This window comes from Streptococcaceae bacterium ESL0687 (assembly GCA_029392475.1).
Classification (GTDB): Bacteria; Bacillota; Bacilli; order Lactobacillales; family Streptococcaceae; genus Floricoccus.
Genome location: CP113940.1, coordinates 557,013 through 578,356 on the forward strand (window position 1 = coordinate 557,013; position 21,344 = coordinate 578,356).

Sequence of the window (21,344 nt, forward strand, 5' to 3'; positions counted from 1 at the left end):
ATATAAAATTTAATTTTGTTATATTTAAAACATATTAAAAGTATATATAAATTAAGGAGATTTATTATGGCAGACAATGGAAATGTAGATAAAGTAAAAGGAAAAGTAGAAACAGCAGCAGGTAATGTTACAGGTGATAACAAGAAGAAAGCTGAAGGTTTCTTTGATGAATTAGTTGGAAAGACTAAAGAAGTGGCTTCAAAAGTTGGCAAGGCTGCCGAAGATGTAGCTGAAAAAACTGGTGATCTTTTTGACGACGCTAAGAAAAAATTTGAAGAAGCAAAAGACAAGGCTCCTGAAAAAACAGAAGAGTTAAAGGAAGAAGCTGGTAAAGTAGCTGATAAAGCTAAAGAAGTAGCAGGTAAAGTAGCTGAAAAAGCTGGTGAATTCAAGGATTCAGCCAAGGAAGAGTCTGAAAAGGTTGTCGATAAGGCCAAAGAATTAGCTGATAAAACAGCTGAAAAGGTTGACCAAGCAAAAGAAAAGGCAAAAGACAAGGCTGAGGATGCAAAGGAAAAAGCTTCTGACGCCAAAGATGCTGCTGAAGATAAGGCTAAAGAAGTTAAGGATGCTGCTTCTGACAAAGTTGACGAAGCAAAAGATAAAGTAGAAGAAGCAAAAAAATAAACTTAGTTGACTAGCTTGAGCTGACGAATATGGGCTCTTTGGAGTCCTTAAAATCCCTTGGCGATGATTTATTACATGAAATTTTGAAATGATTTTCATTAAATTTGTTGACAGGGGATTTTTTTTAGTTTATATTAAGGATAAAGTTAAATATTTGTTAGGTGAGGCTCCTATTTGGACATAAGCTACTGCCGCGAAAGAATCGAGAGACTCTTAGTTGGTAGAACAGGGATGATCGTGAAGGTTATCCATAATGTAGCTGATATTTTATATCTACGCCCTATAGTGCTAAAGCTCAACATAAGATCATGATGCTAAAAAGCATGCTCTTTGTTGAGTGTGCTTTTTTTCGGTAGGTATTTTGTAAATTGCTTAACTTGTATCTGGCTAAATAAGGAATCTTGATGGTAGATTTTATGTTATTACATATACGATATGTATACATAGTATGAAAAATCAATCATGAGACTGGAGGATACGTATGAAAAAAATGGACACTAAAAAAAGTTTTGCAAAAGAAGTAGAACTTAAGAAATTTGCCTTTCTTTCAGAAGAAGATCTGTATAAGGCCCTAGGGTCTTCAAATCAGGGTATTTCTGAAGAGGAAGCTGAAAAAAGATTGGAACAATACGGACCAAATAAGATTGATGCAGAAAAGCCGACCCCTGCCTGGCTCTTATTTTTAGAATCATTTAAAGATCCTTTTGTATTAGTACTTGCAGGTCTAATGGTCGTATCAATGCTTACGGATGATTTCCAAGCAGCCTTTATCATGGCAATTATGATACTTGCCAGTTCGACTATTTCCTTTGTCCAGGAATATCGTTCGCAGAAGGCAAGCCTTAAGCTAAAAATTCTTATCGAAAATACCTGTGCGGTTACTCGTGGGGGTGAAACCAAAGAAATTCCTATGGATGATGTTGTTCCAGGAGATATCGTAACTCTTGCGACAGGAGACATGATTCCAGCTGATGCTCGTCTTATCTGGGCTAAGGACTTATTCATTAACCAATCATCTTTAACAGGTGAATCTCTACCGGTTGAAAAATTTGTAAATCCAGGATTTAAGTCTGAATCAGATGGGTCAGCAATTGACATGAAGGACTTAGTATTTACTGGAACAGATATCTTAAGTGGACAAGGTAAGGCTATTATCTTGAAAACAGGTCAAAGTACCTTCTTTGGAGATATTGCCTTAAATGCTACTAAAAAACGTGGTAAAACATCTTTTGATAGTGGACTTTACCGTGTCAGTCAGCTTCTTCTTAGGATGTCACTAATTCTTTTCCCAGTTGTTCTTTTAATCAATGGGGTTACAAAGGGTGATTGGTCTGAGGCCTTCTTCTTTGCCATTGCTGTAGCAGTAGGTTTAACACCTGAGATGCTTCCAATGATTGTAACAAGTAACCTGGCTAAGGGTGCTATGACACTTTCAAAAGAAAAGGTTATTGTTAAAGAACTTCCTTCAATTCAAAACTTAGGAAGTATGGATGTTCTTTGTACCGATAAGACAGGTACAATTACAGAAGACCGAGTTGTTTTAGTTCAACATTTAAATCCACTTGGTGAAAATAACGATGATGTTCTAGACCTTGCCTTCTTGAACTCATCTTATCAAACTGGTTGGAAAAACCTAATGGACGTGGCTGTTATCAATTACTATGATGAAACAGCCCGCAAGGAACCTTTTACTAATGTTGAAAAAATAGATGAAATTCCTTTTGACTTCTCACGTCGCCGCCTAACTGTTGTTATTAAGGCCGATGGCCACCAATTAATGATTACTAAAGGTGCTGTTGAAGAGATGGAAAGCATCTGTTCATATGTTGAAATAAATGGTGAGACTGTTCCTTTAACAGATGATCTGAAAAGTCAAATGCGCAAGCTAAATACTGAGTTAAATGAAAAGGGAATGCGTGTTATCGCTGTTGCCATTAAAAAAGATGTTCATGATAATGCCGTCTACTCAGTAGCTGATGAAAAAGATATGGTTCTTGTCGGATTCATGGGCTTCCTTGATCCTGTTAAAGAATCTGCAAAAACTGCTATTTCATCCCTTCATGATCACGGGGTTGCCGTTAAAGTTTTAACCGGTGACAATGAAATTGTAGCTAAAAAAGTTTGTCGCGATGTTGGTATTGACGCTGACAACTATGTCCTTGGTCTTGATATTGATAGTATGAGTCAGGAAGAACTTGCTGAAAAAGCAAGGACAGTAAACCTATTTGCTAAACTTAATCCTATGCAAAAATCTCGTATTATCGAAGCCATCAAGGCTGACAATCATACTGTTGGATTTATGGGAGACGGGATCAATGATGCACCTGCTCTTAGAACAGCTGATGTGGGTATTTCAGTTGATACCGCAGCAGATATTACAAAGGATGCATCTTCAATCATCCTTCTAGAAAAGAGTCTTAATGTAGTTGATACAGGTGTACTTGAAGGTCGTAAGGTCTTTAGTAACATGATGAAATATATCAAAAATACCCTAAGTTCAAACTTCGGTAATGTATTTTCAATCCTTGTTGCATCAGCCTTCCTTCCCTTCCTACCAATGCTATCAATGCAACTACTTATTCAAAACCTTGTTTATGATATGGCTCAACTTACTATCCCTTGGGATAATGTTGATGATGAAGAGCTTGCTACACCAGTTAAGTGGCAAATTAAGGGACTTCTTAAATTTACCCTTTGCATCGGCCCAATTAGTAGTATCTTTGACATCATAACATTTATCGTTCTATGGTTTGTCTTTGGACTTGATACAGTAGCTCAACAAGGAAGCTTCCAAGCTGGATGGTTCATGGTTGGTCTAACAACTCAAACCCTAGTAATGCACGTTATCCGTACTAGAAAAATTCCTTTCATTCAAAGTATGGCATCCCTTCCAGTATGCTTATCAAGTATTGCAGCCATTGGGGTAGGACTTGTAATCTTACTTACACCAATCCATAAGGCCTTTGATTTTGGAGATCTACCTGCGGGTTACTGGCCATGGTTCTTTGCAATCGTCTTAGGATATGTACTTACAACACAACTTGTTAAAAAACTTTATATCAAACTTGGAAACGAGTGGTTATAAAATAAAAGAGTTAGCTTGAGCTAACTCTTTTTTATTTGAAAATGAGTAAAAAAAATCAGCCGAAGCTGATTTTTTTATGCATGTAATACTTGTTGCAAGAAGGTTTGCAGTCTTGGGTGTTTAGGATGGTTGAAAATTTCATCAGGTGTTCCATCTTCAAGGATTACACCACCATCAGTAAAGAGAACACGGTTTGCAACCTTACGGGCAAATCCCATTTCATGGGTTACGATTAACATGGTCATACCTTGTTTGGCAAGATCTTGCATAACGTCAAGTACATCTCCAACCATCTCTGGGTCAAGGGCACTAGTTGGTTCATCGAAGAGCATGATATCAGGGTTCATAGCAAGGGCACGAGCGATGGCCACACGTTGCTTTTGACCACCTGAGAGTGAATCAGGCATATCGTCTTTTTTATCAAGAAGTCCAACTGTATCAAGAAGTTCGTTTGCTTTTTTACGGGCTTCTTCAAGTGTCATCTTCTTAAGCTCTACAGGAGCATAAGTAATGTTATCGATAACAGTCATGTTAGGGAAAAGGTTGAAATGCTGGAATACCATACCAACATTTTGCCTTACCTGGTTTAGATCAGTGTGCTTGTCTGCTAGGTCGAAATCATCAACAACAACAGAACCACTGGTTATTTTTTCAAGACCATTAAGGGTTCTTAGGAAGGTTGACTTACCTGATCCAGAAGGACCGATGATACAAACAACATCTCCCTCATAAAACTTAGCATCGATTCCTTTTAAGACTTCATTTTCACCGTATTTCTTGTGTAAGTCATGGACATCAATTTTTAATTTTGACATTATTTCATTTTCCTCTCTAATCTTCTAGCGAAGCGGATAAGGGTGTAGATTACAATTAGGTAAATGATTGCGATGATACCGTAAACTTTAAATGATTGGAAGTTACGGGCAACGATGATTTTACCAGTTTGTAGAAGTTCAACCAGACCAATGGCACTAATGATTGTTGTATCTTTAAGTGTAATGATGAACTGGTTAACAAGACTTGGAATAGTAATTTTAACTGCTTGAGGAAGAATTACTCGGCGCATAGTAGTTCCGTATGAAACTCCAAGGCTTCGGCTAGCTTCCATTTGACCACCTGGGACTGCCTGTACACCAGAACGTACGATTTCAGCAATGTAGGCTGAAGAGTTAAGGGTAAGAGCAATAGTACCAGCTAGGAAGTCATTTAAAGGACTTGCTTTTCCAGTAATTAATTCTAATAGGTTAGGGATCCCGTAGAAGATAAAGATGGCAAGAACCATAAGTGGAATACCACGAATTAAGTCAACATAGATTTCTGTGAAAGTTCTTAGGAATTTACTTGGGCTAACACTAAAGAGTCCAAGGATAATTCCGATGATTGAAGCAAGTAGGAAGGATACAACTGCAAGTAGAAGGGTAAGTTCTAAACCTTTTAGGAGTTGTTCCCAGTTGTTTTTAAGGATTCCAACAACAGTTGATTCATCAGTTCCAGATTCATCTGTACTTGTTGCTTCACCAACATAAGTATCAAGGATTTTATTGTATTCACCGCTGGCCTTTAGTTGAGCAAGTCCATTGTTGAACATCTCGATTAACTCAGGATTTTGTCCTTTTTTAACAGCGAAACCATATTCACCAATTTTTTCTGGCTCAATTGGAGTAGCGAATTTCTTACCTTGTTTGATAGCATATTTTACAACAGGCTCATCATCCATGAAGGCATCGATACTTGCAGTATTTAAGCTTTCATACATGGTATCAGCAGTGTCAAAGACTTTAATTTTATAATCGTACTTATCTTGATTTTTTTCTAGGAAATCTTGAGATGCAGTACCATTTTTAACACCGATTGTTTTGTCTTTTAAATCTTCATAAGATTTGATTGTATCATTGCTATCTTTAACAGCGATTGTTGCATTAGCTGTAAAGTAAGGTTCTGAGAAATCAAAAACTTTTTTACGTTCGTCAGTGATTGACATACCAGCAATCATACCATCAGCTTGGCTAGCAAGGGTTTGGTCAACAGCAGTCTGGAAACCAACAAAGTTCATTTTAATGTTGAAACCTTGATTTTTAGCGATTGCATTTAAAAGGTCAACGTCGATTCCAACATAGTTTTTGCTAGAATCTTGGAATTCAAATGGGGCAAAAAGGCTGTCACTTGAAATATTATAAAGACTCTTTACAGGAGTAGCTTTTTTAGCTTCTTCAGTGCTTTCTTTGGCAACATATTTGGCAACAATTGCATCATAGCCACCATTTGCCTTAAGTTCTGCTAAAGAAGTATTGAATTCTTTAATTAGATCAGCATTGGTTCCTTTTTTAACAGCAAAACCATAGTTTCCGATTTGCTCAGCAGGCATATTGATCGCAAGATCTTGTCCCTGTAGGGCAGTATAAGCAAGAACTGGTTTTTCATCCATGATGGCATCAACGTCACCGATTTTCAAGCTATCAATCATTTGTGACGCTTCATTAAAGGTTTTGATTTTGTAGCCATATTCTTTTTCGTGTTTGTTAATGAATTCTTGGGAAACTGAACTATTTTTAACACCAACTGTTTTACCTTTAAGTTCACTGTAAGAAGTGATAGGTTTAGCTTTTGTTGTTGCGATTACAATTTCAGACTTGTAGTAAGGGTCTGAGAAGTCAAATGTTTTTTTGCGTTCGTCAGTAATTGACATACCAGCGATTACACCATCAGCTTGTCCAGCAAGAAGGGAATTAAGGGCAGTATCAAAACCTGGGAAGGTTAGATCCATATTCCAATTATTCATTTGAGCTATTTCGTTAATTAAATCAACGTCAATACCCACGTATTTTTTGTCTGAATTTTGAAATTCAAAGGGGGCATTGGTTGAGTCACTTGCAATTTTAACTTTTTTTTCATCAGCATTTGCTGTAAATACCGAAAGAAATGAAATTAAAAGCGTTATAATAACTAAAAACTTTTTATTCATTTTGTCCTCCAAACTTTTATGTTCCCATTATACCAAAAAAAAAGGTATATGTCACAATTTCTGACATATACCAATAATATTTTTAAAAGAATTTTTTACTTATTGATGGTTACTTCCTTACCGCTAAGAGTAACTCCTTGTGGAACCTTCCAGTCCACATTAGGCACACTTGCAGAGAGTTTGATCATCATTTCCCTATAAACATCAAGGGCAATTTCTAGTTTTTGACCATAGAGCGGGATCATACGGTTGGCGTAACCAGTCCAGACAGCCATAGAATAGTTTGTTGTATAACCAACGAAGTTTTCATCAGGGGCAACAGTTTGACCGTAACCAATGTAATTACCGTAGTCAGCAAGGATTTGGGTTATTTGGTCGTCGCTATAATTACTTGTACCAGTTTTACCAGCTTGGTAAAGACCAGGGATGTATCCATTAGTCATGGTACCACCTGTAATTACATCCTTAAGCATGCTTGTCATGGCATAAGCAGTTGTTTCCTTCATGGCTCTTGTTTGAACAGGACTTGTGACTTTTTCCTGCCCGTCATCAGTTACGACTTTAGTAACATAGTAAGGTTTGGTATAAATACCACCACTTGCCATGGCAGCATAAGCTGCAGCCATTTTCTCTGAACTTGCTCCGTATTCATTCCCTGACTCTTGAGTATTACTTGAAATACTGTTTGAGTAGACAATGCTAGGTGCGAATTTAATTCCAAGACCGTTGACGTAATCATTAGCCTTGGTAAGACCAACACTTTCCAGGGTCTTGATGGCTGGGATATTCCTTGATTGGACAAGGGCTTGTCTTACAGTCATTTGTCCGTAGTACTTACGGTCCCAGTTATAGACGGGATCATTTGTTCCTGGCCAGTTGTAAGGGGCGTCAGTAATGGTCTTTTTAGTAGAGTTATAAATTCCGTACTCAAAGGCTGGTCCATAGTCAACTAAAGGTTTCATGGTAGAACCCCAGTCCCTATCTGTATTTACAGCCTGGTTGGTTCCAAAAATTGTACCTTCTGGTATGTTTCGTCCTCCGACTTGGGCGATAACAGCACCAGTCTTAACGTCGACGACGGTTGATGCTACTTGTAGTTCGTCATCTGGGAAGTTAACATAATCATCACTATTGATAATATTGTAAAGTTCTTGTTGGGCATTGCTATCGACAGTAGTGTAGACCTTTAGACCATCTGTCATAACATCTTGACCAGTTGTTGCTTGTACCTCTTCAATGGCCTGCTTGATAAAGTTATCAAGGTAGCTTGGGATACTTACTGAAGGTTTAAGCTGCTGCAAACCGTCTGTAATTGGCGTATTTACGGCTGTATTATAATCTTCTTGAGAAATTTTGTTGTACTTGAGCATGGAAGCTAGCACAATATTTCTTCTAGTTGTAGCCTCATCGGGATTTGTATAGGGATTATAACCATTTGGAGATTGCGGCATTCCAGCTAGGAGGGCTACTTGAGGAAGGGATAAATCTTTTAATTCCTTTCCGTAGTAAGCAAGAGAGGCTGTTCTCATGCCGTAGTAACCATTAGCCATGAAGACCTTATTAATATAGAGGGTTAAAATCTCTTCTTTCGATTCTTTTCTCTCTAATTGAACAGCTAGCCAGGCCTCCTGGGCCTTTCTCTTGATTGTTTGATCGCTTTTATTGGTAGAAAAATATGATAATTTAATCAGCTGCTGGGTAAGGGTTGATCCCCCTTGAGTTGTCCCACTTTTAGCATTGTGAAGGAGGCTTCCGAAAATCCTTACGGGATCGACTCCTCTGTGGTTGAAGAACCTGTGGTCTTCAATTGAGGTTATAGCATCAACTAAGGTTATTGGAATATCCTTAGTTGTGATTAAATCTCTTTTTTCTGTTCCAAGATTTGCGATAACTTGTTCATTTTTATCGTATATAATAGAAGAAGAATGACTTTCAAGTTTACTTATATCAAGTTCTGGAGCTGTGCTTGCATAGTAGAAGAAAAGTGAGCAGGCAGCAATAAAGCCAACAATAAATACAGAAATTCCTGTAATTAGAGCATATTTTGTGACCTTCCAATACTTATTAGTTGGTTTTTTAGCGACCGGCTTCTTTTTCGCTCGGGTCTTGGTGATTTTCTTTCTCTCGTTAGCCATTTACTTTCCTCCTAAATAATGCTGGTTTATAATTTCCAGATAGGGAACTCTTGGAATACCATTCATTTCTATTTGATGTCCGTGTTCTTTAATGTATTTTATAGGCATGGATTTATTAGTTCCGTGTTCCTTGTAGTAGTCAATTAAAAATTTTGAATCAAGGAAGTAGGTTTCATAGAGGGCTGAAAAATGTAGTAAGACAAAAGAAATACCTCCTTGATTTAAAACCTCATCCATGTGTTTAAGCTGGTGGTCATGAAAATTTTTCATGGGAAACATGGTCTTTTGCTTGCTTTCCTTAGCCTCAAAATCGAGATACCTTCCCTGGTAGACTCCTGAATAGTCAGTGGTTGATGCCTGCCTAAAATAGGCCTCAGTTATTTTGGCTCGGCTTCTTTTAGGGTAGTCTACCTTTACAATCTGAATGGGTGTTGGTCGTTTATGGACAACAGCAAGCTTTCGACTTAGATAATAGTCATTACTTGCATTGATTTCAGATTCAAAGTTCATTCCCCGATTGGCGAAGTTCACTTTCTTTTCTAAAGGTTTCTTATTTTTTAAAATTTTATGTTTTTTGATTCCATTTGGATAATTAACCATAATTATAATCCTCTAGGTCAGATGATATTAAATTTGCTAAAAGACATCTGACACAGTTATAATATTATACCATAAACTACAATTAAAATGGGATGATAAAATTTATGAAGAGTATACTTGTCTGTGGCTATAAGGACTTTGAACTGGGAGTATTCAAGGATGATGATAAAAAAATAGAAATAATTAAGCTAGTTATTAGGAAAAAATTGTTAAATTTAATAGACCAGGGCGTAGAGTGGTTTATTTTTAGTGGCAACAAGGGTTTTGAATTCTGGGTTTTAGAGCTGGTAAATGAATTAAAAGATGAGTACGACCTAAAGACTGCAACAATTTTTACCTTTGAAAATCACGGGGAATCTTGGAATGAGGCCGGTAAAAACAAGTTGCTGAAATTTAAGGCTAGTGATTATGTGAGTTATGCCTATAAGAATTATGAAAATCCAGGACAGTTCAAAGCCTATAATGAATTTCTTTTGGACCACACTGATGGAGTTTTTTACTTTTATGACAGTGAGCACCCCAGTAATTTAAAGTACTTTTTTGCCTTGGTTGAAGAAAAGGCCGATTACTACCGATTAAGCTTAAGTTTTGATGACCTAGATGAGGCTTATAATGAAATGCTAGATAATTACTATTAAGCTTGAAAGGACGTATTCTTTTTGATAAAATCAGAATCAGAGAAATGATAGAGGAGAGTTAGCATGACCAAATACAAATTCACACCAAAAGACATTTTTGAACAACATTTTGATCGTAAAATGAGAGGGTATGACCCGGATCAAGTTGATTTAATGCTTGATGATGTGATTCGTGATTATGAAAGTTTTCAAGATGAAATTTTAGCTTTAAGGGAAGAGAATGAATTTTTACGTTCAAAACTTGCTAATAAAGAAAAACAAGCAACTCCTAATCCAGCAGATTATGGGGATACAAAACGCATTGAACCAGTTGAGGTTGTGAAAGCTACTCAAGAGGTTAAGGCTGCAGCTCCAGTAACAAAAACTGAAAAATATCAGGAAGGGTCAAATTTTGATGTTTTAAAACGTTTATCAAGACTTGAACTTGCTGTATTTGGACCTAAGGCTGAAGACGGGGAAGCCAAATAAGTTTCTTAATTTGAATTTGCTTGAAAAAAGATTTTAAATTTGATATAGTTAAGAGGCAATTTTCGGATAATCGCGCCGGCTTTAACCGGTGAGGAAAGTCCATGCTCGCACAGGCTGAGATGCCTGTAGTGTTTGTGCTAGGTGAAACAATAAGCCTAGGGACGAAAGTTACGGCTGGGAAATCCGCTAAGTTTTAATATGCGGAAACTACCTGTAAAAGTGCCAAAGAGACGAGTTTAGCTGGAAACGGCTAAAGTGGAACGTGGTAAACCCCTCAAGCGAGCAACCCAAACTTTGGTAGGGGCACTTGTCAAACGGAATTGAACGTACGACGAGGTCATTAATGACAGACAGATGATTATCGAAGGTATAAGTACCTGCTTATACTGGAACAAAACATGGCTTATAGAAAATTGTCTTCAGGGGGTGGCTGGGTTTTACTCAGCCACCTTTTAAAATTAGAAGAGAGATAGATAGAGATAAGATGGAAAAATTTAATTTAGTGGCAACATGTGCAGCTGGGATTGAGGCACTGGTGTCAAGAGAATTGAGAGATCTTGGAATTGAAAATAGGATTGATGAAAATTCAAGAGTCTTATTTTCAGGGACCAAGGAAACAATTGCTCAAGCAAATATCTGGCTAAGAACAGCTGACCGGGTGAAAATTATTGTTGGTGAATTTGAAGCTAATACCTTTGAAGAACTATTTCAAGGGGTACTAGCCCTTGATTGGGGTGCTTACCTACCTTTAGGTTATGCCTTTCCAATTACTAAAGCCAAGGCAGTCAAATCAACCCTTCACAATGAACCAAGTATTCAGGCTATTACTAAGAAGGCAGTGGTTAAGAAATTACAGAAAATTTTTCACAGACCAGATGGTGTTCCTTTAATTGAAAATGGACCAACTGTTCCAATTGAGGTAAGTCTTCACAAAAATAAGGCAACTATCCTGATTGATACAAGTGGTGAAAGTCTTTTCAAACGTGGTTACAGAGTTGATAAGGGTGGAGCGCCAATTAAGGAAAATATGGCAGCCTCAATTATTATGCTTACCAACTGGCGAGCAAATATGAAACGTCCATTTGTTGATCCAACCTGTGGTAGTGGAACCTTCCCGATTGAGGCCGCAATGATTGCAAGAAATATTGCACCTGGTCTTAAGAGGTCATTTATCAGTGAAGAATGGGCATGGTTTGGTCAAGATACCTATAATAAGGTAAAGGCTAAGGCCAAATCAGAAATCAACGACGAAATTGAGCTTGATATCTCAGGTTTTGACATTGACTTTAGGATGGTTGAGATCGCCAAGGAAAATGCTAAAAAAGCAGGTGTTTATGCTGATATAAATTTCAAGCAAATGCGCGTGCAAGATTTTCATACCGATAAATTAGACGGAGTTATTGTTTCAAATCCACCTTACGGGGAACGTCTATTGAAATTTGAAGATGTGAAAGTTTTATACAAGGAAATGGGAGAAGTCTTTAGACCCTTGGTTACTTGGAGCAAGTATATCTTGACAAGTGATTTAATGTTTGAAGAAAAATACGGTGCAAAGGCAACTAAAAAGCGTAAACTTTACAATGGTACTTTGAGAGTTGACCTTTATCAATACTTTGGTAAGAGGATATGACGAAAAAGGATTTTAAGGAAGAAGAAATTAAAGAAGCTGGAACTAGCCCCAAAGAAGAAGCTTCGCTTGATACTAATTTAGAAAAAGCTGGGGAACAGGTTATTGATTTTGGTGAAATTTCTGATTTGACCATTGAGGAGATTCAAAATAAGCTTAAGGCAAGTGAAGAAGCACAAGCTCGAAATGAATCTCTCCTTGATGCCTATATCAGGGAAAACCGTTTTGAAATCGAAAAAAATAAAAAGATTCGCAAGGAAGAATTAATTCCTCAAGAACTTTTGGCAGCTCGTGAAAAACTTATGGCTGAAGCAAGTAGGCTGGCAGAAGATATGGACAGAAGGGCAGCTGAAGAGGCTAAGAAAAAAGAGGAAGCTTTAGAAGTTGAGGTAGCTCCTGCAGCAGATCTTTCACAAGAAACAGCTAAGGAAGAACCTAAAGAAGTAGTTGAAGAAAAGGCTGAAGAAGTTGTAGAAACGAAAGCTGAAAATCCTGCTCCTGTAGCTGAAAAAGTTGAGACTACATCACATGTACCTGTAGCTGATGTTTCTGATGAAAAAATTCCAACTGAGACCATTGAAGAAGAGAGTTTTGACCAAATGGTCCTTAATGATCAGCTAGTTCAAGTTGAATCAAAGGAAGAACCTCCTGCTAAAAATTCAAGTAAACCTTCGTCTAAGAAACTCGTTTATTTAAGCCTTTTAGCAGTCCTAATTTTAGGCGGTGGTTTCCTGGCTAAAAATCAGTATGACCACCATCAAAAACTTGTTCTTGAACAAAAGGAACAGGCTGAAAAAGATGAGGATCTTAAGAAAAGGGAAACAGCATTTGACACCCTTCTTACCAGTTTTTATACTGATAAAAACAAGGATGCTTTGAAGAATGCTAATCTGTCTGCTTATGATAACTTAGTCAAGGAACTTGATTCGGTTAAAGACAGCAGCAAGTATGCGACCTACCAGACAGAAGTGTCTGATTTGAAGGCAGAAATTGCTTCTTTAAATGAAATTAATTCTAAATTCCAATCGGATGTAATTACTGATGGAAAAGTAAATGAGGATGCTAAGGTTAAAGATGGAGCTGATTTTAACATTACAAAATCAAATCTAACATCTTTAAATCAACTTATTGATAGTGCCATAGCTCTTGGTAAAAATCAGCAGGCAGAAGCAGCCCGTAAGGCTGAGGAAGCAAAAAAAGCTGAAGAGGCCAAGAAGGCAGAAGAAGAACGCCTTGCTGCTGAAGAAGCTGCAAGACAGGCAGAAGCAAGTAAAGCTCAAAGTGAGGCTGCAGCAAGTTCTAGTTCGTCAGCAACTACCACAAGTCCAAAGGTTGACCAGGATTCCCTATCTCGTGTTCCAATAAATCAAGCTGCGATTGCTGATACAAGTAATCCTGCCTGGACTTGGAAGGCTGGTGTTCTTGATAATGTTCTTAATATCTCAAGACAAAGAGGATATTTTGAAGGGGACAACTACTATATCAAGCCGGTTAATATCATTAATGGCAATGGTTACTACAATTTGTATAAATCTGATGGTACCTACCTCTTCTCGATTAACTGTAAGACAGGTTACTTCTTTGGTAATGCGTCAGGTCATGCCCTTGACTATTAGTTAATCTCGGTAGAAATACTGTTTGATAAAATCTTTATAATTAACAAATAAATTAAAAAGATGTTCGTAAACTACTAATTTTTATTAGTAGTTTTTTGATTTACCCTTGACTATCACAAGTTTTTCCTTGATAATAGTAGTATCAAATTAATAGTAGGAGAAAAAATGTTAGAACGTTATACTCGCCCGGAGATGGGAGCAATTTGGACCGAAGAAAACAAGTATCGTGCATGGCTTGAAGTTGAAATTTTAGCTGATGAAGCCTGGGCTGAACTTGGTGAAATTCCAGTGGAAGATGTGGTGAAAATTCGTGAAAATGCAGATTTCGATGTTAACCGAATTCTTGAAATCGAAAAAGAAACCCGTCATGACGTTGTAGCATTTACCCGTGCTGTCTCTGAAACTCTTGGTGAAGAAAGAAAATGGGTTCACTACGGATTAACATCAACAGATGTAGTTGATACAGCTTATGGCTACCTTTATAAGCAAGCAAATGATATCATTAGACGTGACCTTGAAAATTTCCTTCAAGTTATTGGGGATAAGGCTCGTGAACACAAGCATACTGTTATGATGGGGCGTACTCACGGAGTTCATGCAGAACCAACAACCTTTGGTTTGAAACTTGCTACTTGGTACTCTGAAATGAAACGTAATATTGTTCGTTTTGACAATGCTGCCCGTGGTGTTGAAGCTGGAAAAATTTCTGGAGCTGTTGGAACCTTTGCTAATATTCCTCCATTTGTTGAGGCTTATGTTTGTGATAAATTAGGAATCCGTGCTCAAGAAATTTCAACTCAAGTTTTACCACGTGATTTGCATGCTGAATATTTTTCAACTCTTGCTATTATTGCAACAAGTATTGAGAGAATGGCAACTGAAATTCGTGGACTGCAAAAATCAGAACAACGTGAGGTTGAGGAATTCTTTGCTAAAGGTCAAAAGGGATCATCAGCTATGCCTCATAAACGTAACCCAATCGGGTCTGAGAATATGACAGGTCTTGCTCGTGTAGTTCGTGGTCATGCCGTAACTGCTTACGAAGACATTCCTCTTTGGCACGAACGTGACATTTCTCACTCATCAGCTGAGCGTATAATTGCTCCAGATACAACAATCCTTGTTGATTACATGCTAACACGTTTTTCAAATATTGTTAAAAACCTAACAGTATTCCCAGAAAATATGCGCCGTAATATGGATGCAACTTTTGGACTTATCTACAGCCAACATGTTATGCTTACCTTAATCGAAAAAGGGATGACTCGTGAAGAGGCTTACGACCTAGTTCAACCAATGACTGCAAGAAGTTGGGATGAGCAGATTATGTTCAGACCTCTTGTTGAAGAAAATGCAAAAGTTCGTGAATATCTAACAGATGAAGATATTGATGCTGCCTTTGACTACAATTATCACCTTAAACGTGTTGATGAAATTTTTGAAAGAGTTGGACTTTAAAAAATGCTTTTAAGCATTTTTTATTTCTATAGAATTTAGGAGAATATATGGTATTAAATATAGGACTATTAGGTTTTGGAACGGTGGCACAAGGACTGCCCTTCCTCTTAGAAGAAAACAAAAGTAAAATTGAACAGGCAATCGGTGACTCTTTTGCAATCAAGAAAGTTTTCGTCAGAGAAGCTAAAAAAGTTAGTCTGGAAAAAGACTTCGACTTTAACTTTGTGACAGATATTGAAGATATTATCCAGGATCCTGAAATTGATTTAGTAGTTGAGCTTCTTGGTCGAATTGAACCTGCTAAGAGTTTTATTGAACAGGCTCTTAAGGCTAAAAAACATGTTGTTACAGCAAATAAGGATCTTTTGGCCCTTCATGGTCCGGAATTAACAGATTTAGCAGAAGAAAATGGAGCCTTCCTTTATTATGAAGCAGCCGTAGCTGGGGGAATTCCTATTTTAAGAACTCTTGCTAATAGCTTTAACGGGGACAAAATTACAAAACTCCACGGGATTATCAATGGAACTAGTAACTTTATGATGACTAAAATGGTTGATCAAGGCTGGTCTTATGACAAGGCCCTTGAAATAGCCCAAGAACTCGGTTTTGCAGAAAGTGATCCAACAAATGATGTTGATGGAATTGACGCTGCCTATAAGCTTGTAATTTTAAGCCAATTTGCCTTTGGAATGACCATTGATATTGATCAAATCAGTAAGGCTGGAATTCGAAACATCAGTCCAGAAGATGTGGCAACTGCCAGTAAGCTTGGTTATGTAATCAAACTTTTAGGTACCCTTGAAGAGGTTGAAAGTGGCCTATTTGCAGAGGTTAGCCCAGTCTTCCTTCCTAAGAATCATACCCTTTCAAGTGTAAACAATGAGATGAATGCAATTTTTGTTGAAAGTATCGGCATTGGCCAAAGCATGTTCTATGGTCCTGGGGCAGGTCAAAAACCAACCGCAACAAGTGTCATGTCAGACTTAATTAATATTGGTCAAAAGCTTAATCAGGGAGCCGAAGTTGAACCTTTTAATGGCTTTAAACGTCAAACAGTCTTAGCCAACCAAGAAGATGTTTCAAGCATGTATTACTTTGCTCTTGATGTAGCTGATCAAAAGGGGCAAATGCTCAAGCTATCTGAAATTTTCAATGAGGTTGATATTAGTTTTGACCAGGTCAGCCAGCAAAAATCTGATCAGGGTAGGGCACGTGTGGTGATTATTACCCATGAAATGACTAGGAAGCAGCTTTTTGAAGTCACTGATAAATTAAAGGCCGTCAAAGATTTTGAGCTTTTAAATACTTTCAAGGTTTTAGGTGAATAGTTATGAAGATAATCGTACCAGCAAGTTCTGCAAATATTGGACCAGGTTTTGACTCTGTCGGCCTGGCCCTTGATTTATATTTAGAAATAGAAGTTTTAGAAAAAAGTGACAAGTGGCTTGTCGAACATAATCTTGGAGCTGACATTCCTCAGGATGAAGCCAATCTTTTGATAGCGTCAGCCCTTAAGATTGCAAGTGACTTACAACCCCATCATATTAGGATGACAAGTGCCATTCCCCTAGCTCGTGGACTTGGTTCAAGTTCTTCGGTTATTGTAGCGGGAATTGAGCTTGCCAACGGGCTAGCTAATTTAGAGCTTTCTTCAGATGATAAGATTCAACTGGCTACCAAAATTGAAGGCCATCCTGATAATGTTGCTCCAGCCATCCTAGGTAATCTAGTTGTGGCTTCGACTGTTGATAATAAAACAACTGTTGTAGCTTCTGATTTTCCTGATGCAGCCTTTGTTTCCTTCATTCCAAATTACCAGTTGCTGACGGCTGATAGTCGCGGTGTCCTTCCTGAAACATTGTCTTACAAGGAAGCTGTAGCAGCGAGTTCTATTGCCAATGTCGCAATTGCTGCCTTATTAAAAGGAGATCTGGTTAAGGCAGGTTTAATGATTGAATCAGACCTCTTCCATGAAAAATACCGTAGATCCTTGGTCAAAGAGTTTTCTCCAATTAGAAAACTTGCTCATAAGCACGGAGCCTATGCAAGTTATCTTAGTGGAGCAGGACCTACGGTCATGGTTATTTGTCCGCGAGACAAGGAAGACCTTCTAGTCGCAGATCTTGAAGCCCTTAACCTAGACGGTGAAATTCTGTCTCTTAATGTTGATACTAAGGGAGTTCGTTGTGTCCTTTAATAATGAACTACAAGAAAAAAATTTAAATAAAGAAAAATACAGCAAGAAGGATCTGGGAATTCTTCTTGCTGTAATTTGTCATGTCAGCTGGGGCCTTCTTTCCCTTTTTTGGAAGTTTCTTGGAAATATTAACTCCTTAGATGTTTTTAGTTACCGGATTTTATCGACCCTGGTAAGTATGGGTCTTTATTTTTTCCTTACGGGGAAACTTCAAAGATTGAAGGAAGAACTAGGAGCCCTTTTTTCTGATAAAAAGCAGCTCTTAATTATGTTTTGTGCTAGTATTTTTATTGCCATCAATTGGTTGATTTATATTTATGCTGTATCTAGTAATCAAGCCTCAGCAGCAAGTCTGGGTTATTATATAAATCCTTTGATATCAGTTTTACTGGCGGTTATTTTCTTTAAGGAATCCTTGAACCGCTATACCAAATTTTCAATCTTTTTGGCCTTAAGTGGGGTGGTACTTCTGACAGTTCAAAATGGAAGTCTACCTGTGATTTCAATTATTTTACCCTTATCCTTTGCTTTTTATGGTCTTGCAAAGAAATTTACTAATCTTTCTAGCGATGTTTCAATGTTTGTTGAAAGTCTCTTTTTGTCCCCTCTTGTAATTACTTATCTTTTATTTTTCAGTAAGACAAATCCGTCTAATTACACGAGCCTTGAAATTACTTGCCTGGCCTTATCAGGGGTAATCACAGCTATTCCCTTACTCTTATTTTCTCAGGCCATCAAGCTTGCTCCCTTTAATATCATAGGTTTTATCCAGTATCTAAGCCCAACCATCCAGCTCTTGATTGCAGTCTTTATCTTTAAGGAGCCCCTTAATCAGGGTAATTTAAATGGCTTCATTTTTATCTGGCTTTCAATTTTAATTTTTTCATATGGTCAGGTTAAGGATATGAAAAAAATTAAGCTTGAAAAGTAGGATATTTAGGATAATCGCTCCTAAATTTTTGCAAGTCCTTTAGGAAAGATTGGGTTTATGTTAAAATTAATAGGATAAAGATTTCTTTATTTTTATACATAGGAGAGAGATGAATAATGATTGAAAAGAATAAGGTTGTTGAAAATTTACCAGGAATAGACATAAGAATTGATGAGAATTTAAGCAAGTATACCTTTACCAAGGTAGGGGGTCCGGCGGACTTTCTAATGTTTCCTAAAAATGAAGATGAGCTTCAAAGGATAGTAAAATTTGCAAATGAATTTGACCTTCCCTTTCTTGTTTTAGGAAATGCTAGTAATTTGATTGTTAGGGACGGTGGAATTAGAGGTTTTGTTATCCTTTTGGAGAAGATGAACCAGGTGGAGATTGACGGCTATGTAATTAAGGCGCAAGCTGGGGCCATTCTTACAGAGGTAACTAACTTTGCTCTTGATAATTCCCTTACTGGCTTTGAATTTGCCTGCGGTATTCCAGGAAGTATTGGTGGTGCAGTCTTTATGAATGCTGGTGCCTACGGGGGAGAAATTTCAAACATTCTAGCTTCATGTAAGGTTATGACAAAAGAAGGACAAATTATAACCATTGCAGGTGAGGATATGAATTTTGCCTACCGTCATACCATCTTACAAGATAAGGGATATATTTGCCTGTCAGCTAAGTTCAGCCTGTCAGCAGGAGACCATGAGGTCATTAAGGAAGAAATGACTAGGTTAAATGATCTACGTGAGGCCAAACAGCCCCTTGAATATCCAAGTTGTGGTTCAGTCTTCAAACGTCCACCAGGATACTTTGCAGGTCAACTGATTCAAGAGGCAGGAGTCCAAGGTCATAGGATAGGCGGAGTTGAGGTTAGCCGTAAGCATGCAGGATTTATGGTTAATGTAGCTTCAGGAACAGCTCGTGACTATGAGGAACTCATCAAATATGTCCAAGAAAAGGTATATGAAACAAGTGGAGTAAGACTAGAACCAGAGGTTCGAATTTTGGGTGAAGAAAGAGACTAGTTAATAAAATTATAGATTAGGAAGAAAAAATTGACTAAAAATATTATTGAATTTAAAAATGTAAGTAAGGTCTTTGAGGATACAGGGACAGTTGTCTTAAAGGATATAAATTTTGAGCTTGAAGAGGGAAAATTTTATACCTTACTAGGGGCTTCTGGAAGTGGTAAGACAACCATTTTAAACTTGATTGCAGGATTTTTAGAAGCAACAAGTGGAGATATCCTTCTTGATGGGAAAAGAATTAATGATATACCAACCAACAAAAGGGATGTCCATACAGTATTTCAGTCTTATGCCCTTTTCCCGGATAAAAATGTTTTCGATAATGTAGCCTTTCCTTTAAAAATAAGAAAGGTTGAAAAGGAAGAGATTAAGAAGCGAGTTACAGAAGTTTTAAAAATGATGCGTCTGACTGGCTATGAGAAAAGAAGTATCCATAAGCTGTCTGGAGGGCAAAAACAGAGGGTTGCTATTGCGCGTGCTATCATCAATGAACCAAGGGTAATCCTACTAGATGAACCTCTTTCAGCCCTTGACTTAAAGCTTAGGACTGAGATGCAGTATGAACTTAGGACCTTGCAACAGCGTCTTGGAATAACCTTTATTTTTGTTACCCATGACCAGGAAGAAGCCCTTGCTATGAGTGACTGGATTTTTGTCATGAATGAAGGGGAAATTGTTCAGTCAGGAAGCCCTGTTGATATTTATGACGAGCCCATCAACCACTTTGTTGCTGACTTTATTGGAGAAAGTAATATTGTTGAAGGTCGGATGATTGAAGACTACCTGGTTGAGTTTAATGGTAAACAATTTGAAGCAGTCGATGGTGGGATGAGAAAAAATGAACCTGTAGAAATTGTTATCAGACCAGAAGACCTTCAGTTTACCTTACCTGATGAAGGTAAGTTTAATGTCCGTGTAACAACTCAACTCTTTATGGGAGTTCACTATAAGATTATCGCAGTTGATGATCTAGGTAATGAGTGGATGATTCATTCAAGGAGAAAAGCCATCGTAGGTGAGGTTATAGGCCTTGACTTTGAGCCAGAAGACCTTCATATCATGAGATTTAATGAAAGTGAAGAAGACTTTGACGCCCGAATTGAGGAGTATGTTGAAGAGGACGAATCTGATGAAGGAATCGTTCACGGCCTCGAAGAGGAGGAAGGAGACGAGAATGAAGAAAACGAATAGATTATTTGCTATTCCTTATTTCATGTGGATCTTTCTCTTTGTAATTGCCCCCTTAATTCTTCTGGTTTATCAATCATTTTTTGATATATCTGGTAAGTTAAGTCTTGATAATTATAGGACTTACTTTACAAGTGCAACCTACTTAAAGATGACCTTCAATTCCGTTCTTTATGCGGGAATCATAACCCTAGCAACTTTGGTTATTAGCTACCCAACAGCTTACATTTTAACTAGACTTAAACACAAGCAGCTTTGGCTGATGCTAATTATCCTACCTACTTGGATAAACCTACTTTTAAAGGCTTATTCTTTCATAGGGATTTTTGGAAAATACGGCTCTGTTAACTCTTTTCTTGAGTTTATAGGGATTGGGTCTCAACAAATCCTATTTACAGACTTTAGCTTTATCTTTGTTGCAGCTTATATTGAAATTCCCTTCATGATTCTTCCAATTTTTAATTCCTTGGAAGAAATTGATCATAATCTGGTAAATGCAGCTTATGACCTTGGGGCAACCAAGTTTCAGACCTTTAAGAATGTTATCCTTCCCCTATCAGTCCCGGGTATAAAGGCAGGTTTTCAAGCTGTCTTTATTCCAAGTCTGAGTCTCTTCATGCTGACCCGCTTGATTGGAGGAAACAGGGTAATTACGCTTGGTACTGCCATTGAGCAAAATTTCCTGGTTACACAAAACTGGGGGATGGGGGCAACTATCGGTATGGTCCTAATTGTTGCCATGCTTGTTATTGTTTATCTGACACGCGACAAGGAGGTTCACTAA

At 37.7% G+C, this 21,344-nt stretch carries 16 protein-coding genes, 1 other RNA gene, 1 pseudogene and 1 riboswitch; of the genes and pseudogenes, 14 read left to right on the forward strand and 4 right to left on the reverse strand.

The genetic code is table 11. From position 1 onward, the window contains the following. The first annotated feature begins 66 nt into the window (after nucleotides 1-66). Both OZX60_02865 and mgtA read left to right on the forward strand, forming a co-directional pair. Nucleotides 67-225: pseudogene (locus OZX60_02865) on the forward strand (CsbD family protein). A 548-nt stretch (nucleotides 226-773) separates the two neighbouring features. Beyond that, nucleotides 774-941, forward strand: a riboswitch (M-box (ykoK) riboswitch). A gap of 167 nt (nucleotides 942-1,108) precedes the next feature. Beyond that, on the forward strand, nucleotides 1,109-3,712 hold the full coding sequence (gene mgtA / locus OZX60_02870) for a magnesium-translocating P-type ATPase (GenBank protein WEV45688.1): 2,604 nt from the start codon (nucleotides 1,109-1,111) through the stop codon (nucleotides 3,710-3,712). 74 nt (nucleotides 3,713-3,786) lie between these two features. Here the strand turns inward: mgtA and OZX60_02875 are convergent, their stop codons facing one another. The 4 genes from OZX60_02875 to recU form a co-directional block, all read right to left on the reverse strand. Then, nucleotides 3,787-4,527, reverse strand: coding sequence for an amino acid ABC transporter ATP-binding protein (locus OZX60_02875; protein ID WEV45689.1), 741 nt, complete (start codon nucleotides 4,525-4,527; stop codon nucleotides 3,787-3,789). Then, on the reverse strand, nucleotides 4,527-6,674 hold the full coding sequence (locus OZX60_02880; protein WEV45690.1) for an ABC transporter substrate-binding protein/permease: 2,148 nt from the start codon (nucleotides 6,672-6,674) through the stop codon (nucleotides 4,527-4,529). The genes OZX60_02875 and OZX60_02880 overlap by 1 nt, the downstream gene beginning before the upstream one ends. 95 nt (nucleotides 6,675-6,769) lie before the next feature. After that, nucleotides 6,770-8,809, reverse strand: coding sequence for a PBP1A family penicillin-binding protein (locus OZX60_02885; GenBank protein WEV45691.1), 2,040 nt, complete (start codon nucleotides 8,807-8,809; stop codon nucleotides 6,770-6,772). Then, nucleotides 8,810-9,409 carry a Holliday junction resolvase RecU gene (gene recU, locus OZX60_02890; GenBank protein WEV45692.1) on the reverse strand — a complete coding sequence of 200 codons (600 nt, stop codon included), beginning with the start codon at nucleotides 9,407-9,409 and terminating at the stop codon, nucleotides 8,810-8,812. A gap of 104 nt (nucleotides 9,410-9,513) precedes the next feature. Here recU and OZX60_02895 point away from each other — a divergent pair, with 104 nt between their 5' ends. The 12 genes from OZX60_02895 (at nucleotide 9,514) to OZX60_02950 (ending at nucleotide 21,344) form a co-directional block, all read left to right on the forward strand. Then, on the forward strand, nucleotides 9,514-10,047 hold the full coding sequence (locus OZX60_02895) for an SLOG family protein (GenBank protein ID WEV45693.1): 534 nt from the start codon (nucleotides 9,514-9,516) through the stop codon (nucleotides 10,045-10,047). Between the two features lie 63 nt (nucleotides 10,048-10,110). Further along, nucleotides 10,111-10,515 (forward strand): DivIVA domain-containing protein, encoded by a 405-nt coding sequence (locus OZX60_02900; GenBank protein ID WEV45694.1) that lies wholly within the window; start codon nucleotides 10,111-10,113, stop codon nucleotides 10,513-10,515. A 58-nt stretch (nucleotides 10,516-10,573) separates the two neighbouring features. Then, nucleotides 10,574-10,926: RNase P RNA component class B (rnpB, locus tag OZX60_02905), an RNA gene on the forward strand. A gap of 73 nt (nucleotides 10,927-10,999) precedes the next feature. Next, nucleotides 11,000-12,145 (forward strand): class I SAM-dependent RNA methyltransferase, encoded by a 1,146-nt coding sequence (locus OZX60_02910; protein ID WEV45695.1) that lies wholly within the window; start codon nucleotides 11,000-11,002, stop codon nucleotides 12,143-12,145. Continuing rightward, nucleotides 12,142-13,758, forward strand: a complete 1,617-nt coding sequence (locus OZX60_02915) for a cell division site-positioning protein MapZ family protein (protein WEV45696.1) — start codon at nucleotides 12,142-12,144, stop codon at nucleotides 13,756-13,758. Before OZX60_02910 ends, OZX60_02915 begins: the two co-directional genes overlap by 4 nt. 165 nt (nucleotides 13,759-13,923) lie before the next feature. Then, the gene (purB, locus tag OZX60_02920; protein WEV45697.1) at nucleotides 13,924-15,216 is read left to right on the forward strand and encodes an adenylosuccinate lyase; all 1,293 of its coding nucleotides are present in this window, start codon (nucleotides 13,924-13,926) and stop codon (nucleotides 15,214-15,216) included. Nucleotides 15,217-15,263: 47 nt separating this feature from the next. Further along, entirely contained in the window at nucleotides 15,264-16,544 is a 1,281-nt protein-coding gene (locus OZX60_02925) for a homoserine dehydrogenase (protein ID WEV45698.1), read from the forward strand. 2 nt (nucleotides 16,545-16,546) lie between these two features. Then, on the forward strand, nucleotides 16,547-17,413 hold the full coding sequence (gene thrB, locus OZX60_02930; GenBank protein ID WEV45699.1) for a homoserine kinase: 867 nt from the start codon (nucleotides 16,547-16,549) through the stop codon (nucleotides 17,411-17,413). After that, entirely contained in the window at nucleotides 17,403-18,344 is a 942-nt protein-coding gene (gene rarD / locus OZX60_02935) for an EamA family transporter RarD (GenBank protein WEV45700.1), read from the forward strand. Before thrB ends, rarD begins: the two co-directional genes overlap by 11 nt. A 116-nt stretch (nucleotides 18,345-18,460) precedes the next feature. Next, nucleotides 18,461-19,369, forward strand: coding sequence for a UDP-N-acetylmuramate dehydrogenase (gene murB, locus OZX60_02940; protein WEV45701.1), 909 nt, complete (start codon nucleotides 18,461-18,463; stop codon nucleotides 19,367-19,369). A gap of 30 nt (nucleotides 19,370-19,399) precedes the next feature. Next, nucleotides 19,400-20,563: an ABC transporter ATP-binding protein gene (locus OZX60_02945; GenBank protein WEV45702.1), complete on the forward strand. Its 1,164-nt coding sequence runs from the start codon at nucleotides 19,400-19,402 to the stop codon at nucleotides 20,561-20,563. Continuing rightward, nucleotides 20,547-21,344, forward strand: a complete 798-nt coding sequence (locus tag OZX60_02950; GenBank protein ID WEV45703.1) for an ABC transporter permease — start codon at nucleotides 20,547-20,549, stop codon at nucleotides 21,342-21,344. Before OZX60_02945 ends, OZX60_02950 begins: the two co-directional genes overlap by 17 nt.

Excerpts from the sequence above, each read along its gene's own strand:
- OZX60_02910 (WEV45695.1), top strand. The coding sequence starts at position 11,000 with ATGGAAAAATTTAATTTAGTGGCAACATGTGCAGCTGGGATTGAGGCA.
- OZX60_02875 (WEV45689.1), bottom strand. The coding sequence starts at position 4,527 with ATGTCAAAATTAAAAATTGATGTCCATGACTTACACAAGAAATACGGT.
- OZX60_02925 (WEV45698.1), top strand. The coding sequence starts at position 15,264 with ATGGTATTAAATATAGGACTATTAGGTTTTGGAACGGTGGCACAAGGA.
- OZX60_02915 (WEV45696.1), top strand. The coding sequence starts at position 12,142 with ATGACGAAAAAGGATTTTAAGGAAGAAGAAATTAAAGAAGCTGGAACT.
- OZX60_02885 (WEV45691.1), bottom strand. The coding sequence starts at position 8,809 with ATGGCTAACGAGAGAAAGAAAATCACCAAGACCCGAGCGAAAAAGAAG.
- OZX60_02880 (WEV45690.1), bottom strand. The coding sequence starts at position 6,674 with ATGAATAAAAAGTTTTTAGTTATTATAACGCTTTTAATTTCATTTCTT.
- recU (WEV45692.1), bottom strand. The coding sequence starts at position 9,409 with ATGGTTAATTATCCAAATGGAATCAAAAAACATAAAATTTTAAAAAAT.
- OZX60_02900 (WEV45694.1), top strand. The coding sequence starts at position 10,111 with ATGACCAAATACAAATTCACACCAAAAGACATTTTTGAACAACATTTT.
- OZX60_02950 (WEV45703.1), top strand. The coding sequence starts at position 20,547 with ATGAAGAAAACGAATAGATTATTTGCTATTCCTTATTTCATGTGGATC.
- thrB (WEV45699.1), top strand. The coding sequence starts at position 16,547 with ATGAAGATAATCGTACCAGCAAGTTCTGCAAATATTGGACCAGGTTTT.
- mgtA (WEV45688.1), top strand. The coding sequence starts at position 1,109 with ATGAAAAAAATGGACACTAAAAAAAGTTTTGCAAAAGAAGTAGAACTT.
- purB (WEV45697.1), top strand. The coding sequence starts at position 13,924 with ATGTTAGAACGTTATACTCGCCCGGAGATGGGAGCAATTTGGACCGAA.
- murB (WEV45701.1), top strand. The coding sequence starts at position 18,461 with ATGATTGAAAAGAATAAGGTTGTTGAAAATTTACCAGGAATAGACATA.
- OZX60_02895 (WEV45693.1), top strand. The coding sequence starts at position 9,514 with ATGAAGAGTATACTTGTCTGTGGCTATAAGGACTTTGAACTGGGAGTA.